The organism is Microbacterium sp. NPDC077184 (genome assembly GCF_040687055.1).
GTDB lineage: Bacteria > Actinomycetota > Actinomycetes > Actinomycetales > Microbacteriaceae > Microbacterium.
Genome location: NZ_JBFBMM010000009.1, coordinates 69,625 through 85,530 on the forward strand (window position 1 = coordinate 69,625; position 15,906 = coordinate 85,530).

General features: G+C 69.4%; 16 protein-coding genes and 1 tRNA gene. 11 read left to right on the forward strand and 6 right to left on the reverse strand.

Going from position 1 to position 15,906, the window contains the following annotated elements; translation table 11 throughout:
• Nucleotides 1–21: 21 nt before the first annotated feature.
• Nucleotides 22–1,344 (reverse strand): NAD(P)/FAD-dependent oxidoreductase, encoded by a 1,323-nt coding sequence (locus tag AB0O93_RS14785; protein ID WP_363344603.1) that lies wholly within the window; start codon nucleotides 1,342–1,344, stop codon nucleotides 22–24.
• A 94-nt stretch (nucleotides 1,345–1,438) separates the two neighbouring features.
• Here AB0O93_RS14785 and AB0O93_RS14790 point away from each other — a divergent pair, with 94 nt between their 5' ends.
• The gene (locus AB0O93_RS14790; RefSeq protein ID WP_363344760.1) at nucleotides 1,439–2,416 is read left to right on the forward strand and encodes a zinc-binding dehydrogenase; all 978 of its coding nucleotides are present in this window, start codon (nucleotides 1,439–1,441) and stop codon (nucleotides 2,414–2,416) included.
• Between the two features lie 8 nt (nucleotides 2,417–2,424).
• Here the strand turns inward: AB0O93_RS14790 and AB0O93_RS14795 are convergent, their stop codons facing one another.
• The 3 genes from AB0O93_RS14795 to AB0O93_RS14805 are packed head-to-tail and all read right to left on the reverse strand — an operon-like array spanning nucleotide 2,425 to nucleotide 4,457.
• Nucleotides 2,425–2,964 carry a YaeQ family protein gene (locus AB0O93_RS14795; protein WP_363344605.1) on the reverse strand — a complete coding sequence of 180 codons (540 nt, stop codon included), beginning with the start codon at nucleotides 2,962–2,964 and terminating at the stop codon, nucleotides 2,425–2,427.
• A gap of 42 nt (nucleotides 2,965–3,006) precedes the next feature.
• Complete coding sequence (locus AB0O93_RS14800) at nucleotides 3,007–3,597, reverse strand: hypothetical protein (RefSeq protein WP_363344607.1); 591 nt, start codon at nucleotides 3,595–3,597, stop codon at nucleotides 3,007–3,009.
• Between the two features lie 32 nt (nucleotides 3,598–3,629).
• Entirely contained in the window at nucleotides 3,630–4,457 is an 828-nt protein-coding gene (locus tag AB0O93_RS14805) for an inositol monophosphatase family protein (RefSeq protein WP_363344609.1), read from the reverse strand.
• A gap of 104 nt (nucleotides 4,458–4,561) precedes the next feature.
• Between AB0O93_RS14805 and AB0O93_RS14810 the strand changes: the two genes are divergently transcribed.
• Together AB0O93_RS14810 and AB0O93_RS14815 are read left to right on the forward strand one after the other, a co-directional pair.
• Nucleotides 4,562–4,637, forward strand: a tRNA-Lys gene (locus AB0O93_RS14810).
• Between the two features lie 73 nt (nucleotides 4,638–4,710).
• Nucleotides 4,711–5,637: an alpha/beta hydrolase gene (locus AB0O93_RS14815; protein WP_363344611.1), complete on the forward strand. Its 927-nt coding sequence runs from the start codon at nucleotides 4,711–4,713 to the stop codon at nucleotides 5,635–5,637.
• A 12-nt stretch (nucleotides 5,638–5,649) separates the two neighbouring features.
• Here AB0O93_RS14815 and AB0O93_RS14820 read toward each other — a convergent pair whose 3' ends face one another.
• Nucleotides 5,650–6,435 carry an IclR family transcriptional regulator gene (locus AB0O93_RS14820; protein WP_363344613.1) on the reverse strand — a complete coding sequence of 262 codons (786 nt, stop codon included), beginning with the start codon at nucleotides 6,433–6,435 and terminating at the stop codon, nucleotides 5,650–5,652.
• Nucleotides 6,436–6,561: 126 nt separating this feature from the next.
• Between AB0O93_RS14820 and AB0O93_RS14825 the strand changes: the two genes are divergently transcribed.
• From AB0O93_RS14825 to AB0O93_RS14835, 3 genes are read left to right on the forward strand one after another with little or no spacing between them, the layout of a single operon-like run.
• On the forward strand, nucleotides 6,562–7,341 hold the full coding sequence (locus AB0O93_RS14825) for a CoA transferase subunit A (protein WP_363344615.1): 780 nt from the start codon (nucleotides 6,562–6,564) through the stop codon (nucleotides 7,339–7,341).
• 2 nt (nucleotides 7,342–7,343) lie between these two features.
• Nucleotides 7,344–8,000, forward strand: a complete 657-nt coding sequence (locus AB0O93_RS14830; protein ID WP_363344617.1) for a CoA transferase subunit B — start codon at nucleotides 7,344–7,346, stop codon at nucleotides 7,998–8,000.
• Nucleotides 7,997–9,181, forward strand: coding sequence for an acetyl-CoA C-acetyltransferase (locus AB0O93_RS14835; protein ID WP_363344619.1), 1,185 nt, complete (start codon nucleotides 7,997–7,999; stop codon nucleotides 9,179–9,181). The genes AB0O93_RS14830 and AB0O93_RS14835 overlap by 4 nt, the downstream gene beginning before the upstream one ends.
• Before the next feature lie 12 nt (nucleotides 9,182–9,193).
• On the opposite strand, the gene AB0O93_RS14840 is transcribed toward AB0O93_RS14835, so the two are convergent.
• Nucleotides 9,194–9,445: a hypothetical protein gene (locus AB0O93_RS14840; RefSeq protein WP_363344621.1), complete on the reverse strand. Its 252-nt coding sequence runs from the start codon at nucleotides 9,443–9,445 to the stop codon at nucleotides 9,194–9,196.
• Nucleotides 9,446–9,577: 132 nt separating this feature from the next.
• Here AB0O93_RS14840 and AB0O93_RS14845 point away from each other — a divergent pair, with 132 nt between their 5' ends.
• From AB0O93_RS14845 to ilvN, 5 genes are read left to right on the forward strand one after another with little or no spacing between them, the layout of a single operon-like run.
• Nucleotides 9,578–11,044: a trehalose-6-phosphate synthase gene (locus tag AB0O93_RS14845; RefSeq protein WP_363344623.1), complete on the forward strand. Its 1,467-nt coding sequence runs from the start codon at nucleotides 9,578–9,580 to the stop codon at nucleotides 11,042–11,044.
• Nucleotides 11,041–11,814: a trehalose-phosphatase gene (gene otsB, locus AB0O93_RS14850; protein ID WP_363344625.1), complete on the forward strand. Its 774-nt coding sequence runs from the start codon at nucleotides 11,041–11,043 to the stop codon at nucleotides 11,812–11,814. The genes AB0O93_RS14845 and otsB overlap by 4 nt, the downstream gene beginning before the upstream one ends.
• A 9-nt stretch (nucleotides 11,815–11,823) precedes the next feature.
• Complete coding sequence (gene ilvD / locus AB0O93_RS14855) at nucleotides 11,824–13,527, forward strand: dihydroxy-acid dehydratase (RefSeq protein ID WP_363344627.1); 1,704 nt, start codon at nucleotides 11,824–11,826, stop codon at nucleotides 13,525–13,527.
• Between the two features lie 42 nt (nucleotides 13,528–13,569).
• On the forward strand, nucleotides 13,570–15,375 hold the full coding sequence (locus AB0O93_RS14860) for an acetolactate synthase large subunit (protein ID WP_363344629.1): 1,806 nt from the start codon (nucleotides 13,570–13,572) through the stop codon (nucleotides 15,373–15,375).
• 1 nt (nucleotide 15,376) lies between these two features.
• Nucleotides 15,377–15,886 (forward strand): acetolactate synthase small subunit, encoded by a 510-nt coding sequence (gene ilvN / locus AB0O93_RS14865; protein WP_301132929.1) that lies wholly within the window; start codon nucleotides 15,377–15,379, stop codon nucleotides 15,884–15,886.
• The last annotated feature ends 20 nt before the right edge of the window (nucleotides 15,887–15,906 follow it).

Below are 15,906 nucleotides of genomic sequence, written 5' to 3' on the forward strand. Positions count from 1 at the left end.
GATCGGAGGAGGTCTCCGGTGCTACGCCCACAGCGACTCGATCGGGACAGCGCGCCCGAGCACACGCTCCGCCGCCCGGTGCCCGGAGCACAGCGCGGCGGTGACCGTCGCGGGGTCCTCCGTCCAGGTCGCCTCGCCGGCCAGGTGAAGCACCCCGCCGACGGGCGTCGCGAGATCGTCGTGATCGGCGGTGGTCGACCCCACCCGCATGTAGGCGTAAGAGCCCCGCGCGAACCGGTCCTCCCACCATCGCGTGACCCGCGCATGGGTCGGATCGACATAGCCGTCCGGGTACAGGCGTCGGAGGGGTTCCGCCGCCGCGGCGCAGACTTCGCTGTCGGAGAGGTCGCGGATGCCGAACCCGGCCGGCCCTGCCGCGAAGGTGAGGAGCGTCGGCTCGCCGTGGAGGTCGGTGAGGTCGTACCAGGAGTGCCACCACTGCGCGCCCGGGCCCTGGGCGCGAAGAGCGTAGACGTTCGTATCCCAGAACCGGACGGGGAAGCGGAGGAAGACCTTCTCGAACGCGTTCATCCGCAGACGCGAAAGCGCTCCGGCGACGGGCTCGGGGAGCGGGGGTGAGATCGTCAGCTCACCCGCCGCGAGGACGCCGATCGGGACGGTCACGACGGCCGAACGAGCGTGCCATTCGCCGGCGTCCGTCGCGACGGTGACCCCGTCGCCGTTCCAGTTCACCTGGCGGACGACCTCCTCGAGTCGGATGTCGAGTGCGTCGGCGAGTCGCTGTGCGAGGACGTCGTACCCCTCGGGGAAGACCACCTCGTCGCCGTCGATGGCGTCGTCATCGAGCCCGTGCGCGGCGAGGTCCTCGCTCCGGGTGCCGTACTGCTCCTCGCTCCGGTGCTCGAAGTACTCACGGACCCGCTGAGTCCGTTCGGCGTCCCACCCCTGAGCGGCGAGGGCCCGTTCGGTGACGTCGCGATAGGACGCGCGCGGTCCGGATCGGGCGATGATGTCGACGAGATCCGCATCGACGCGGTGGATGTCGGCGATATGCCGCCGGGTGTCCTCGGCGCTCAGACGCGCACCGTCCGGGCCGCAGTAGGCGATCGGACGGCTGTCGGGCTGGTAGCCCCCGACCGTGAACTCCCGCATCGGCATGCCGAAGGCGGTCGCCGCCGCCGCGACAGGCGAGTCTGCGATTCCGTGGATCCACGACGCGCCGAGGTCGGTCACCCACCCATCGGTGCGATCGGTGTGGACCCGCCCGCCGATCCGGTCCCGCGCTTCGAGGACGACGGTGCGCCGGCCTGCGCCGCGGAGAAGCCGTGCGGCCGCCAGGCCGGAGACCCCTGCGCCGACGATGATCGTGTCGAACCGCTCCATGTCGTCTCCTGCCGCGTCGCCGTGGATCCGACCCTATCGTCGTCCTCCGCGCAGGGGCGGGAATACGGGGGACTCCGCACGCGCTGTGCCCGGCATGCGAGCACTCATGCACCACACCTTCGGAGATCCCGCCGACGTCCTGACCCTGGTGGAGCAGGAGGCCGACGAGCCGGGACCCGGAGAGGTCCGGATCCGCACCGCGCTGGCGGCGATCCACAACCATGATCTGTGGACCGTCCGCGGCACCTACGGGTACCGTCCGGAACTGCCGGCGCCATCGGGGACGGAGGCGGTCGGGGTGATCGACGCCGTCGGTCCCGACGTCCACGGGCTTCGCGTCGGCCAGCGGGTGTCCTCCGCGGGGGCGTTCGGCGTCTGGGCGGAGTCGTTCATCGCCCGTGCCGCAGCGCTCGTCCCCGTGCCGGACGACGTGTCCGACGAGACCGCCGCGCAGTGGATCTCGATGCCGTTCAGCGCGCTCAGTCTCATCGACTCCCTCGAGGCCGAGGAGGGCGAATGGATCGTCCAGAACGCCGCCAATGGTGCGGTCGGACGACAGGTCGTCCCCTTCGCGGCGGCCCGCGGCATCCGCGTCCTCGGCCTCGTCCGGCGCTCCGCCGCCGTGGAAGAGCTGGCCGCGGTCGGAATCACGGATGTCGTCGCCACGGATTCCGCCGATTGGCGGGAACGCGCGGCTGAGATCATCGGCGGTGCGACGGTGCGCGCCGCGGTGGATTCGGTCGGCGGTCAGGCGGCGGGGGACCTGGTCGCGCTTCTCAGCGACGCCGGGACCCTCGTGGTCTTCGGGTCCATGGGTGAGCCGAATCTGTCCCTCCCCACCGGTGACCTCATCTTCCGACAGCTCACGGTGCGCGGCTTCTGGGGCAGCCGGGTCAGCAAGGACATGGACACCGCCACGAGGACGCGGCTGATGGGCGAACTCGTGTCCCGGATCTCTTCGGGTGAGGTGTCGCTGCCCGTGGAGGAGATCTTCCCCGCCGCGGAGATCGCCGACGCTGTCCGCGCCAACGCGCGGGCGGGCCGCGCGGGGAAGGTCCTGCTGCGGTTCTGATCCGAGGATCAGGACACGCGCTGGGCGTGCAGCACGCTCTGGCCCTGCCATCCGTTCAGTTCGAGGTACAGGGTGTCTTCGACGCGGGAGACCGAGACGACGGTGCGTCGCTCGAGTGCCTCCGTCGCCCGGTCGATGAATCCGGGGTCGAAACTGTGGAGCGAGATCTCTTCGCTCCGATGGATGCGCTTGCCCGACCAGGGGGCGGCGACCTTGGCGGCATCCCGATGGGTGTAGACCGCGACCCGCGGTGATCGCAGGGATCCGTCGTGCAGACGGGCGGCGTCGGGGGCTCCGACCTCGACCCAGGTCACGAGGGCCCCGGTCGCGTCCTTGGCGTACACCGCCGGCTCACCCGTGGCGGAGATCCCGTCGCTGAAGGCGATGCCGTCGGTGTATTCGAGGCAGTAGGCCAGCAGGCGGGTGAGCATGAACGCGTCGGTCTCGGAGGGATGCCGCGCCACGCGCAGCGCCAGATCCTCGTAGACTCCGCGATCGACGTCGGCCAGGGTTACCTGGAAGGAGTACATCGTCGCGCCGGCGGCCATGGAGACCGAGCATAGGCGATGCGCGACGCCCGTCGCGGCAGCTCAGGATGCCGGAGGGGGCCATTCGATGAGGACGAGCCCCTGCTTCGTGTCCGCGACGGTGACCCAGCCGTCCCCGAACAGGTAGGTGATGCCGTAGCCGTTCTCGTCCGGGGCGATGATCGTCTCGGGGTTCTCGGTGACGTAGACGCCTTCGGCCGCCTCCTCCCGGATCCAGCCCTGTCCCACCAGCTCGGTCTGCGTGGATCTGGTGGCCTGCTCGTCGATGGGCGACCAGCCGAAGATCTGCAGGTTGTCGCTGGCGGGGGCGTCGAAGTCCGCCCACATGCAACGGAGTCCGTCTTCGAGCTCCGTCGAGCCCACGTAGAAGGGTTCCTCACGCGAGGTCCAGCCGATCCGCTCGAACTCGGTGACGATGGAGGCGGCGATGATCGTCTCGCAGGTGGGCTCGACCTCTGCGTCGGCTCCCGGTTCCACGGACTGCTCCGGTTCGGGCTCGGCGATGACCGGAGCCGTCGCGGACGGTGTCGGCTGTGCCGATGGCTCCGGCTCCTGGGGCGCGCACGACGTGGCGGCCAGGGCGAGGGGAAGAGCGAGGAGCGCGGCGGTCCAGCGGACGCGGGGCGGGATCATGGGGGAGTCTCCGGCGGGATGGTCGGAAGCGGTCAGGGTCTGTGGAGCAGGTCGAGGAATGATGCGTGGAGGATGCCGTTGGTGGCGAGGACGGAGCGGGCGACGAGATCGTCCTCGCCGTCGAACGAGGTCACCCGTCCACCTGCTTCCCGGATGATCGGGACGTGTGCGGCGATGTCGTACTCCTTGACCCCGAACTCGGCGACGAGTTCGAGGCGGCCCTCGGCCAGGAGCATGAACGGCCACGCGTCACCGTACCCGCGGTCACGCCACACCGCTCGCGTGAGGCGGTCGAGCTCCGCCTCCCGACCGGCATCGCGCCACTGCCCGATGCTCTGGAAGCTGACGCTCGAGGTCGCGATGTCGTCCACGGCCGACACGCGCAGGGCGCGCTCACGCCCGTCCGCCGAACGGGTCCAGGCGCCGAGGCCCGTGGCGCCCCACCAGCGTCGCCCGAGCGCGGGCTGACTCACCACACCGACCCGGGGGACGCCGTCCACGGCGAGGGCGATGAGCGTCGCCCACATCGGGATGCCCTTGAGGTAGTTCGCCGTACCGTCGATGGGATCGATGATCCATCGGCGCTCGCCCGAGCCCGTCGTGCCGTACTCCTCGCCGAAGATCCCGTCATCGGGCCTCTCGGCTTCGATCCGCTCCCGCAACGCGCGCTCGGTGGCGAGGTCGGCCTCCGTGACATGGCTGCTGTCGGCTTTCGTGCTCACCTCGAGGTCGGGAGCATCGAACCGCGTCATCGACACCGCGTCCGCGGCATCCGCCAGCGCGAGCGCGAACGCGAGATCGGCGGTCAGGTCCCCGGAGAACTCCGCGTCGAAGGAGGGGGGCGGGGGAGCAGACGTCACCGCTTCAGGATACCTGCGGAGTCGGTGGTCGATTTCCGCGTGACGGGATCGTGATGCTAGTGTTGACCCTCGGTTCGAGACGTCGGTTTTCCGCTCGGATCCACGCACCTCTAGCTCAATCGGCAGAGCAACTGACTCTTAATCAGTGGGTTCAGGGTTCAAGTCCCTGGGGGTGCACCACACACGGGAACGGCACGAGGGCTTCGCTGCGGCGAGGCCCTCGTGCCGTCTCCAGGCGGGTACGGTTGCTTCGGTGAGCATCCACGACACTCGGACCCACCGTCATCGCACGGTCGAGGTCGCCGTCCCCGGCGGCACGCTCACCGTCGCGGTGTGGGACCCGGTCGATGACCTCGTCGACGCACCCACGGCGCTCCTCGTCCACGGGATCACCGCGTCTCACCTCGCATGGTCGTTCGTCGTCTCCCAGCTCCCGGGTGTCCGGCTCGTCGCTCCGGACCTGCGCGGCCGCGGTCGCAGCGAGCACATCGACGGACGCGCGGGGATGGCGGTGCACGCGGACGACCTCGCGCTCGTCCTGGACGCGTTGGGCATCGACCGGGTACCGGTGATCGCCCACTCGATGGGCGCCTTCGTCGCCGTCGTGCTCGCCCACCGGCACGCGGGCCGGGTGTCGCGTCTCGTGCTCATCGACGGCGGTCTCCCGCTGGATCTGCCCCGGGACGCCGATCCGGATGCCCTCGTCTCCGGTCTCCTCGGGCCCACGGCGGCGCGTCTGTCGATGCGCTTCGCCGACGATGAGGAGTATCTGGAGTTCTGGCGCGGGCATCCCGCGTTCTGCGGCCACTGGTCGGAGGAGCTCGAGCGCTACCTCCGATACGACCTCGTCGATGACGGTCACGGGGCTCTCCGCCCGGTGACGAGCTATCGCGTGATGATCGAGGACACGTTGGACAGCAACATGGGGGAGGCTGTGCCCGCCGCTCTCGCCGCCCTCCGCCATCCGACCACCCTGTTGACGGCTCCGCGCGGGTATCGGGACGAGCCCCCGGGGCTCTACGCTCCCGGGTACCTCAGCCGTCTTCTGGCGCACTACCCGGGGATCGCGCACACCGCGGTCCTCGGCGTCAATCACTACACGATCATCATGGCGCCCGCCGGCGCACGCGTCGTGGGATCCGTCGCCGCCCAGGCGATCACGCGGGCCTCCGAACGGTAGACCGCGGCCCCGTCATGACCGCGCTGCGGCGATCCGGGTGGTCAGCTGATGAGCGTGCGCGAGGAGGGTCCGGCCGAGGTCGGGAAGACGGTCCGGACCGAAGCGGAACTGGACGCCGGTCAGACTCAGTGCCCACTGCGGCTGGCCGTCCCGGTTGAACACCGCCGCTCCGAGGCCGAAGCTTCCTTCCACGATGAGGCCCGGGTTCACGGCGTATCCGCGCAGCTGGGTCTCGCGAACGCGCCGGCGGACATCGCGCGGCGCATGGGCAGTGCCCCAGCGGTCAGGCAGCTCCGGATGCCGGTCGAGATAGTCGTCCATATCGTGAGCCGGCAGGAAGGAGAGGATGGCGAGCCCCGCGGAGGCGACGCCGAGGGGGAAGCGAATCCCTTCCGACAGCACGAAGGAGCGGATGGGGAAGCTGCCCTCCTCTCGGAGCAGGCACACCGTCTCGTCACCGCGTCGGACTGACAGGAACGCACTCTCCTCGGTGCGGACGGCGAGGGATCGCACGATGTCGCGGGCCACCGCGGTCACGTCGTACCGCGCGGCGGCCGCGGCGCCCATGAGGTAGAGCTCGGGGCCGGGGGTCCACGTGCCGCGGGCTTCGTCCTGATCGACGAGTCCCTCCTTCCGCAGCGCCGAGAGGAGTCGGTGCGTCGTCGGACGGGTGAGGGCCGACTGCCGCGCGAGTGCGGAGACCGTGAGCCCTTCCATCCCCGCCGCGGACACCAGACGAAGAAGGAGGGCCGCGCGCGCGATCGCCTGCGCACCGGGGATCGCGCGAGGAATGTCCACATCGTGGACGCTAGACGACCAGACGTCCACATCGCAAGCGTCCGGTCGCCGTGCGGCCCTTCGCGGACGACGATGGACGAGGAGGCGCCGGCGCGGCGTCCCTTTCTGATCGAAGGAGCTCCTCGCGTGATCGACAAGACGTGGGAATCGGCAGCGTCCGCTGTCGCCGACATCCCCGACGGCGCGTCCCTTGCGGTCGGCGGATTCGGCTTGTCCGGCAACCCGATGTCCCTCATCGAAGCGGTGCACGAGCGCGGAGTGCGCGAGCTCGCGATCGTCTCGAACAACTGCGGTGTCGACGATTGGGGTCTCGGCATCCTGCTGAAGGATCGCCGCATCCGGAAGATGACGTCGTCCTACGTCGGGGAGAACAAGGAGTTCGAGCGTCAGTTCCTGTCCGGGGAGCTCGAGCTGGAGCTGACGCCCCAGGGCACCCTCGCGGAGAAGCTCCGGGCCGGGGGATCGGGGATCGCCGCCTTCTACACCCAGACCGGGGTCGGCACCCAGGTCGCCGAGGGCGGACTGCCCCGCCGCTACGACGGCGCGGGCGGCGTGGCCGTCGCCTCTCCGGCGAAGGACGTCCGCTCCTTCGCCCCCGACGGGATCTCTCGTGAGTACGTGCTGGAGGAGGCGATCGTGACGGACTACGCGCTGGTCCACGCCCTGCGCGGAGACCGTCACGGCAACCTCGTCTTCCGGAAGGCCGCGCGGAACTTCAATCCGCTCGCCGCGATGGCCGGGCGCATGTGCATCGTGCAGGTCGAGGAACTGGTGGAGCCGGGGGAGATCGACCCCGACACCGTGCACCTCCCCGGCGTGTACGTCCACCGGATCGTCGAGGTGGGGCCGGCGATCGAGAAGCGCATCGAGAGGCGCACCGTCGCCGCCGACGGAGAGAGGAACTGAGCATGGCACTCACGCGTCAGGAGATGGCTGCCCGTGCCGCCCGGGAACTGGGCGACGGCTCGTACGTCAACCTCGGCATCGGGCTGCCCACCCTCGTGCCGAACTACGTCCCCGACGGGGTGACGGTGGTCCTGCAGTCCGAGAACGGCATCCTCGGCGTCGGTCCCTACCCGGGGGAGGACGCGGTGGACCCCGATTTGATCAACGCGGGCAAGGAGACGGTCACGGTCCTCCCCGGCTCGGCGTTCTTCGATTCGGCGATGAGCTTCGGAATGATCCGCGGCGGCAAGATCGATGCGGCGATCCTCGGCGCCATGCAGGTGTCGGCGTCCGGCGACCTCGCCAACTGGATGATCCCGGGGAAGATGGTCAAGGGGCCGGGCGGAGCGATGGATCTCGTGCACGGGGCCGCCAAGGTGATCGTCCTCATGGAACACGTCGCGAAGGACGGGACCCCGAAGATCGTCCGCGAATGCTCCCTGCCTCTCACCGGCCGCGGCGTCGTCGATCGGATCATCACCGACCTCGCCGTGATCGATGTGACCGAGACGGGTCTCGTGCTCGTCGAGCTTGCGGCCGGCGTGAGCGTCGAAGATGTGCGTGCCGCCACCGAACCCGAACTGACCGTCGCCGTCGTCGAAGGAGAACAGCAGTCATGAACAGTCGAGACGTCGTCATCGTCGCCGCCGCCCGGACCCCGCAGGGGCGTCTGAAGGGGGCGCTCTCCTCACTCAGCTCGACGGCGCTCGGCAGCGCCGCGATCCGCGGGGCGCTGGGGAAGGCGGGGTTGGGTCCCGAGATCGTCGATGCGGTCCTGGTCGGGCAGGTGCTGCCCGCCGGCGCGGGTCAGAACCCCGCGCGCCAGGCGGCGATCGCCGCGGGGATCGGGTGGGACGTGCCCGCCGCATCTGTCAACAAGGTCTGCCTCTCCGGTCTCACGGCCGTCATCGACGCCGCGCGCATGATCCGGCTCGGTGACGCGCGGGTCGTCGTCGCCGCCGGCATGGAGTCGATGTCCCAGGCTCCGCACCTGCTCACGGGCTCGCGCCAGGGCTGGTCGTACGGGTCCGTGGAGGTCTTGGACCACATGGCCTTCGACGGGCTCACCGACGCGTTCGACCGGGAGAGCATGGGCGCGTCGACCGAGCGGCACAACCTGCCGCTCGGGATCACGCGGGCTCGTCAGGACGAGATCGCGGCACGCTCGCATGAGCGCGCGGCCGCGGCGACGGCGGCGGGGCTCTTCGACGCCGAGATGATCGCCGTCGAGATCCCTCGGCGAAAAAGTGACCCGCTCGTGATCCGTGCCGACGAAGGCATCCGCGCCGACACGAGTGTGGACACGCTTGCTCGACTGCGCCCGGCTTTCGCGGCGGACGGCACCATCACCGCGGGGAACGCATCGCAGATCTCCGACGGCGCGTCGGCCGTGGTCCTCACCACCCGGGCGCACGCGGACGCAGAGGGCTGGCCGATCCTCGCGGCGGTCGGCGCGGCGGGGCAGGTCGCGGGTCCGGACAATTCCCTGCACGCCCAACCCGCCCGTGCAATCACTCAAGCTCTCGGTCGCCAGGGGATGACGGCGGCGGACCTGGACATCGTGGAGATCAATGAGGCGTTCGCCGCAGTCGTGGCGAAGTCGCAAGACGACCTCGGGATCGACGACGATCGCGTGAACCCGCAGGGGGGAGGGATCGCCCTGGGTCACCCCATCGGCGCGTCAGGCAACCGTCTGGTCGTCCACGCGGTGCACGAGCTCGTCCGCCGAGACGGCGGGACGGCCGCTGTCGCGCTGTGCGGAGGTGGCGGCCAGGGCGACGCCCTGATCCTGACCCGGTGAGCCTGTGAGACGTCAGCGGCGGCGCTTCTCGAACAGCTTCTGCGCCTTGCCGCTGACCGGGGAGTCGTCCGGCACGATCTTCCCGCGGGACGCTCGGCGGGTGTCGACGATGGTGCCGATGGCCAGGGCGAGGCTGATGCCCCAGCTGAGCCACGCCAGGGCGGTGCGCCAGGTGAACGGCTCGTCGCTGCGCAACGAGCGGAGCAGGGTCATCCCGCCGGTGATCGCGGTGATGATGCCGGTGCCGAAGAGGTACTTGCGCATGTCGACACGCTAGCGTGCGCAAGTATCGGCCCGACGCCCTTGACAGGGCTGGTGCGAGGCGTCAAGGGTCCGGGCTGTCGCGCGACGGGCGATAGCCTGACATCTCCGTCCGCTCGAGTGTCAGGAGCCCGTGTGACCCAGGCCGAGTTCGTCGTCGTCGCCAACCGTCTTCCCGTCGACCGCGTCGCCGGTGCCGAGGGGGATGGCGGGTGGCGCCGTTCACCCGGAGGGCTCGTCACCGCGCTCGAGCCGGTCATGCGCTCCACGGAGGGCGCCTGGGTCGGGTGGGCGGGAAAGCCCGACCTCGACCTGGAGCCGTTCGAATTCGACGGCACGCTCCTCGTTCCCGTCCGTCTGTCGGCGCAGGACGTCGAGCAGTACTACGAGGGGATGTCGAACGACACGTTCTGGCCGCTCTATCACGACGTCATCGCCGCGCCCCGTTACCGCCGCGTGTGGTGGGACGCCTACGTCCGCGTGAACCGGCGATTCGCGGAGGCGGCGGCGGACGCGGCCGCCGAGGGGGCGACGGTGTGGGTGCAGGACTATCAGCTGCAGCTCGTGCCGAAGATGCTGCGCGAGCTCCGACCCGATCTGGTCATCGGCTACTTCCATCACATCCCGTTCCCCGCCCACGGCCTGTACTCGCAGCTGCCCTGGCGTCGGCAGGTGCTCGAGGGCCTCCTGGGGGCGGACGTCATCGGGTTCCAGCGAGTCGCCGACGCGGGCAACTTCGCCCGCGCCGTCCGTCGCCAGCTGCGGTATCAGACCAAGGCATCGGGGATCTCCGTGCCGCTCGCGGACGGTTCGTACCGCAACGCCGTGGCCAAGGCGTTCCCCATCTCCATCGATGCGGGGTCGTACGTCGAACTGGCCCGCCGGCCCGAGGTGCAGCGGCGGGCCCGCGAGATCCGGGAGGGGCTCGGCAATCCGAAGCGGATCCTCCTCGGCGTGGACAGGCTCGACTACACCAAGGGCATCCGGCACCGCTTGAAGGCCTTCGGCGAGCTCCTGCAGGACGGCCGATTGACGGTCGAGGACGTCACCCTCGTCCAGGTCGCGAGCCCCAGCAGGGAGCGGGTCGAGTCCTACATGCAGCTGCGGGACGAGATCGAACTCACCGTCGGCCGCATCAACGGCGATTTCGACACGACCGACCACACCGCCATCCGCTATCTCCATCAGGCCTATCCGAAGGAGGAGATGGTGGCGCTCTTCCTGGCCGCCGACGTCATGCTCGTCACGGCGCTCCGCGACGGGATGAACCTCGTCGCCAAAGAGTACGTCGCCACCCGCACGGACAACCGCGGCGTGCTCGTCCTGAGCGAGTTCGCCGGAGCGGCGGATGAGCTGCCGAGTGCACTCCTCATCAACCCTCACGACATCGACGGGATGAAGGATCAGATCATCCGGGCCATCGAGATGCCCCCGGCGGAGCAGGGGAGGCGGATGCGATCGTTGCGCAAGAAGGTGATCGAGAGCGACGTGGCGCAGTGGTCCCGCTCGTTCCTCGCCGCGCTGGAGGCGGCGAAGCACCGGCACGCGGCCGCGGGCGGCGATCGGGAGCGCGAGGGCGCGACCGCGCCGGAGGCATCATGAGCGCCGTCGACCTCACCTCCGTGACCGCGGTCGATCGCCTCCTCGTCGCCCTCGATTTCGACGGCACGCTGTCGCCGCTGGTGGATGAGCCGATGACGGCGCGGATGAGCGCCGGCGCGCGCGCCGCGGTGGAACGGCTGGTGGAGGCGCCCGGAACCACCGTCGCGCTGGTCTCCGGACGGAGTCTGCGGGATCTGCGCATCATCGCGGAGCATGAAGACTCCTCGAGGATCCTCCTCGCCGGGTCTCACGGAGCGGAGTTCTGGACCCCTGAGCGGGGAGTCGTCACCCATCCCGAGGACGACGCGGCCGGTGCGCTGCGCGAGGAGCTCCAACGACGCGCCGAAGCGGCGACGACGGGCATGCGAGGGGTATGGATAGAGCCGAAGACCTTCGGTCTCGGGGTCCACACCCGCTCCGCCGACCCGGCGACCGAAGAGGACGCACGGCGCCGGGTGGACGCCCTCATCGCCGAGGCGGCCCCCCACTGGCGGCGCCGCACGGGGCGCAACATCGTCGAGTACGCCTTCCGCTCCGAGGGCAAGGACAGCGCGGTTGCGGAACTGCGCGCATGGACGCGGGCGGACGCGGTCGTCTTCGCCGGCGACGACGTCACCGACGAAGACGCCCTGCGCAGCCTCTCCGCCGATGACCTCGGCATCCACGTCGGTGACCGCGAGTCGGCGGCGACGCTGCGGGTGCCCGATATCGACGCCCTCGCGGACGTCCTGGTCCGTCTCGCGACGGAGCGGGTTGCGCGCGCGCAATAGACTTCGGGAATGCCCTCTCAGGACCCCATCGACATCAAGCCCCGTAGCCGCGTCGTCACCGACGGCATCGAAGCCACCACCTCTCGCGGGATGCTTCGCGCCGTCGGCATGGGCGACGACGACTGGGAGAAGCCGCAGATCGGGATCGCGTCCAGCTGGAACGAGATCACTCCGTGCAACCTCAGCCTCGATCGCCTCGCGCAGGGCGCCAAGGAGGGTGTCCACTCGGGAGGTGGCTACCCGCTGCAGTTCGGGACGATCTCGGTGTCGGACGGCATCTCGATGGGTCACGAGGGGATGCACTTCTCGCTGGTGTCGCGTGAGGTCATCGCCGACTCCGTCGAAGCGGTCATCATGGCGGAGCGGCTGGACGGCACCGTCCTCCTCGCGGGATGCGACAAATCGATCCCCGGGATGATGATGGCCAGCGCCCGTCTCGGTCTCGCCAGCGTGTTCCTGTACGCCGGATCCACGATGCCGGGGTGGGTCAAGCTCTCGGACGGGGCCGAGAAGGACGTCACGATCATCGACTCGTTCGAGGGTGTGGGGGCATGCCTCGCAGGCAAGATGAGCGAAGCCGACCTCAAGCGCATCGAATGCGCGATCGTTCCCGGTGAAGGCGCCTGCGGCGGCATGTACACGGCGAACACGATGGCCTCCGTGGGTGAGGCGCTCGGGCTGAGCCTGCCGGGCTCGGCGGCACCGCCGGCGGCGGATCGGCGACGTGACTACTACGCGCACCGCTCGGGCGAGGCGGTGGTGAACCTCCTCCGTCAGGGCATCACCACCAAGGACATCCTCACCAAGGAGGCGTTCGAGAACGCCATCGCGCTCGTCATGGCGTTGGGCGGTTCGACCAACGCGGTCCTCCACCTGCTCGCCATCGCGCGGGAGGCCGAAGTCGACCTCGACCTCCACGACTTCAACCGGATCGGCGACAAGACGCCCCACGTCGCCGACATGAAGCCGTTCGGTCAGTTCGTGATGAACGACGTCGACCGCCACGGCGGCATCCCCGTCGTGATGAAGGCGATGCTGGACGAGGGTCTCCTGCACGGCGACGCGCTGACGGTGACGGGCAAGACCCTCGCCGAGAACCTGAAGGATCTCGCCCCCGAGCCGATCGACGGCGAGGTCATCCACCGCTTGGACGATCCGATCCACGCCACGGGCGGCATCACGATCCTGCATGGATCACTCGCACCCGAAGGCGCGGTCGTGAAGACCGCCGGCTTCGACGCCTCCGTGTTCGAGGGACCGGCCCGGGTGTTCGAGCGCGAGCGCTCGGCGATGGATGCGCTCGAGGCGGGCGAGATCACAAAGGGCGACGTGATCGTGATCCGCTACGAGGGCCCCAAGGGTGGGCCGGGAATGCGCGAGATGCTCGCCATCACCGCCGCCATCAAGGGCGCCGGCCTCGGAAAAGATGTACTACTCTTGACGGACGGCAGATTCTCGGGCGGCACAACCGGCCTGTGCATCGGCCACATAGCACCCGAAGCGGTGGACGCAGGTCCCATCGCCTTCGTGCGCGATGGTGATCTGATACGGGTCGATATCGCTGCTCGCACTCTCGACCTACTCGTCGATGATGCAGAGCTCGACTCCCGCCGCGACGGCTGGGAGCCGTTGCCCCCGCGCTATACCCGTGGCGTCCTGGCCAAGTACTCCCGTCTCGTGCGCTCCGCTGCGGAGGGCGCGGTCACGGGCTGACGGCCCCACACTCCACCCATCTCGTATCGAGGAATCATCACCATGCCCGCCGAAACAGCAACGGCCCTTCCCCGGCCCCCCGCCCGCACCGCGTCCGCGCCCGTGCTCACCGGCGCACAGGCGGTCGTCCGCTCGCTCGAACTGCTCGGTGTGACCGACGTGTTCGGTCTCCCGGGCGGCGCGATCCTGCCGGTGTACGACCCCCTGATGGACACCTCCGAGATCCGCCATATCCTCGTGCGCCACGAGCAGGGCGCCGGCCACGCCGCGGAAGGATACGCCGCGGCGTCCAACAAGATCGGGGTCGCCATCGCGACCTCCGGGCCCGGTGCGACGAATCTCGTGACTGCGATCGCCGATGCGTACATGGATTCCGTTCCGCTCGTGTGCATCACCGGACAGGTCTTCTCGACGTTGATGGGAACGGATGCCTTCCAGGAGGCGGACATCGTCGGCATCACGATGCCGATCACCAAGCACTCCTTCCTCGTCAAGGACGCGGAGGACATCCCCGGCGCCATCGCCGCGGCGTTCGAGGTGGCCTCGACAGGGCGTCCCGGACCGGTGCTCGTGGACATCACGAAGGACGCCCAGCAGGCCGAGGCGCCCTTCGTGTGGCCGCCCAAGATCGACCTGCCCGGCTACCGCCCCGTCACCAAGGCGCACGGCAAGCAGATCCAGGCCGCCGCGCAGCTCATCGCGGAGGCGAAGAAGCCGGTCCTCTACGTCGGCGGCGGCATCATCCGCGCCCGGGCCTCCGAGGAGCTGCTGTCCCTCGCCGAGTCCACCGGCGCTCCGGTGGTCACCACGCTGATGGCGCGGGGCGCGTTCCCCGACTCGCACGAACAGCACCTCGGCATGCCCGGGATGCACGGGACCGTACCCGCGGTCCTGGCCCTGCAGGAAGCGGACCTGCTCATCACCCTCGGCGCCCGGTTCGATGACCGCGTCACCGGGAAGGCCGCCCTGTTCGCTCCCCACGCGAAGGTCATCCACGTCGACATCGACCCCGCGGAGATCTCCAAGATCCGCACCGCCGACGTGCCGATCGTCGGTGACCTCAAGGATGTCCTCGTCGATCTCGACGCCGCCTTCCGCGGTGCGATCGACGGCGCACGCCCGGACATCTCGGAGTGGTGGTCGTTCCTGGACGGACTGCGATCGGAGTTCCCCCTCGGATACGCACCCACCTCCGACGGTCTCCTGGCACCGCAGTACGTGATCCAGCGGATCGGCGAGCTCACCGGGCCCGAGGGCGTCTACGCCGCCGGCGTGGGGCAGCACCAGATGTGGGCGGCCCAGTTCATCAAGTACGAGCGTCCGAACGCCTGGCTGAACTCCGGCGGAGCCGGAACGATGGGTTACGCCGTTCCCGCCGCGATGGGGGCGAAGGTCGCCGAACCGGAACGCGCGGTGTGGGCGATCGACGGCGACGGCTGCTTCCAGATGACCAATCAGGAGCTCGCCACCTGCGCGATCAACAACATCCCGATCAAGGTCGCGATCATCAACAACTCCTCCCTCGGCATGGTGCGCCAGTGGCAGACCCTCTTCTACGACGGTCGCTATTCGCACACGAACCTCAACACCGGACACGGCTCGATCCGCATCCCCGATTTCGTCACTCTCGCCGAGGCCTACGGGTGCCTCGCGATCCGGGTGGAGAAGGAGGAGGACGTGGATGCCGCGATCAAGACGGCTCTGGAAACCAACGATCGTCCCGTCGTCATCGACTTCGTGGTGAGTGCGGACGCGATGGTGTGGCCGATGGTGCCGCAGGGCGTCAGCAACAGCTACGTCCAGTACGCCCGCGACCACTCGCCCGCCTTCGGCGAGCAGGAGGACTGAGATGCCCAGCCACGTTCTGAGTCTCCTCGTCGAGGACAAGCCCGGTCTGCTGACCCGCGTGGCGGGCCTTTTCGCCCGGCGCGGCTTCAACATCGAGTCACTGGCGGTCGGTGTGACCGAGGTGCCGGGACTGTCGCGGATCACCGTCGTGGTCGACGTCGACCAGTTGCCCCTCGAGCAGGTGACGAAGCAGTTGAACAAGCTCGTGAACGTCATCAAGATCGTCGAGCTCGACGCCACGGCATCCGTCCAGCGCGAGCACATGCTCGTGAAGGTGCGTGCCGACAACGCGAACCGGTCCAACGTGCTCGAGGTCGTGAATCTCTTCCGCGCCCACATCGTGGACTACGCGCCCGACGCGGTCGTGGTCGAGGTGACGGGCGACAAGGGGAAGATCGACGCGTTCCTGCGGGCGGTCGAACCCTTCGGCATCAAGGAGCTCGCCCAGTCGGGGCTGCTGGCCATCGGCCGCGGCGGCAAAAGCATCACCGAACGCGTCCTGCGCGGGTGACCCACGCCGCCTCGCCCCAG

Coding starts and splice junctions, on each gene's coding strand:
- AB0O93_RS14785 (WP_363344603.1), bottom strand. CDS start 1,344: ATGGAGCGGTTCGACACGATCATCGTCGGCGCAGGGGTCTCCGGCCTG.
- AB0O93_RS14800 (WP_363344607.1), bottom strand. CDS start 3,597: ATGATCCCGCCCCGCGTCCGCTGGACCGCCGCGCTCCTCGCTCTTCCC.
- otsB (WP_363344625.1), top strand. CDS start 11,041: ATGAGCGCCGTCGACCTCACCTCCGTGACCGCGGTCGATCGCCTCCTC.
- AB0O93_RS14840 (WP_363344621.1), bottom strand. CDS start 9,445: ATGCGCAAGTACCTCTTCGGCACCGGCATCATCACCGCGATCACCGGC.
- AB0O93_RS14860 (WP_363344629.1), top strand. CDS start 13,570: ATGCCCGCCGAAACAGCAACGGCCCTTCCCCGGCCCCCCGCCCGCACC.
- AB0O93_RS14830 (WP_363344617.1), top strand. CDS start 7,344: ATGGCACTCACGCGTCAGGAGATGGCTGCCCGTGCCGCCCGGGAACTG.
- AB0O93_RS14790 (WP_363344760.1), top strand. CDS start 1,439: ATGCGAGCACTCATGCACCACACCTTCGGAGATCCCGCCGACGTCCTG.
- ilvN (WP_301132929.1), top strand. CDS start 15,377: ATGCCCAGCCACGTTCTGAGTCTCCTCGTCGAGGACAAGCCCGGTCTG.
- AB0O93_RS14835 (WP_363344619.1), top strand. CDS start 7,997: ATGAACAGTCGAGACGTCGTCATCGTCGCCGCCGCCCGGACCCCGCAG.
- AB0O93_RS14795 (WP_363344605.1), bottom strand. CDS start 2,964: ATGGCCGCCGGCGCGACGATGTACTCCTTCCAGGTAACCCTGGCCGAC.
- ilvD (WP_363344627.1), top strand. CDS start 11,824: ATGCCCTCTCAGGACCCCATCGACATCAAGCCCCGTAGCCGCGTCGTC.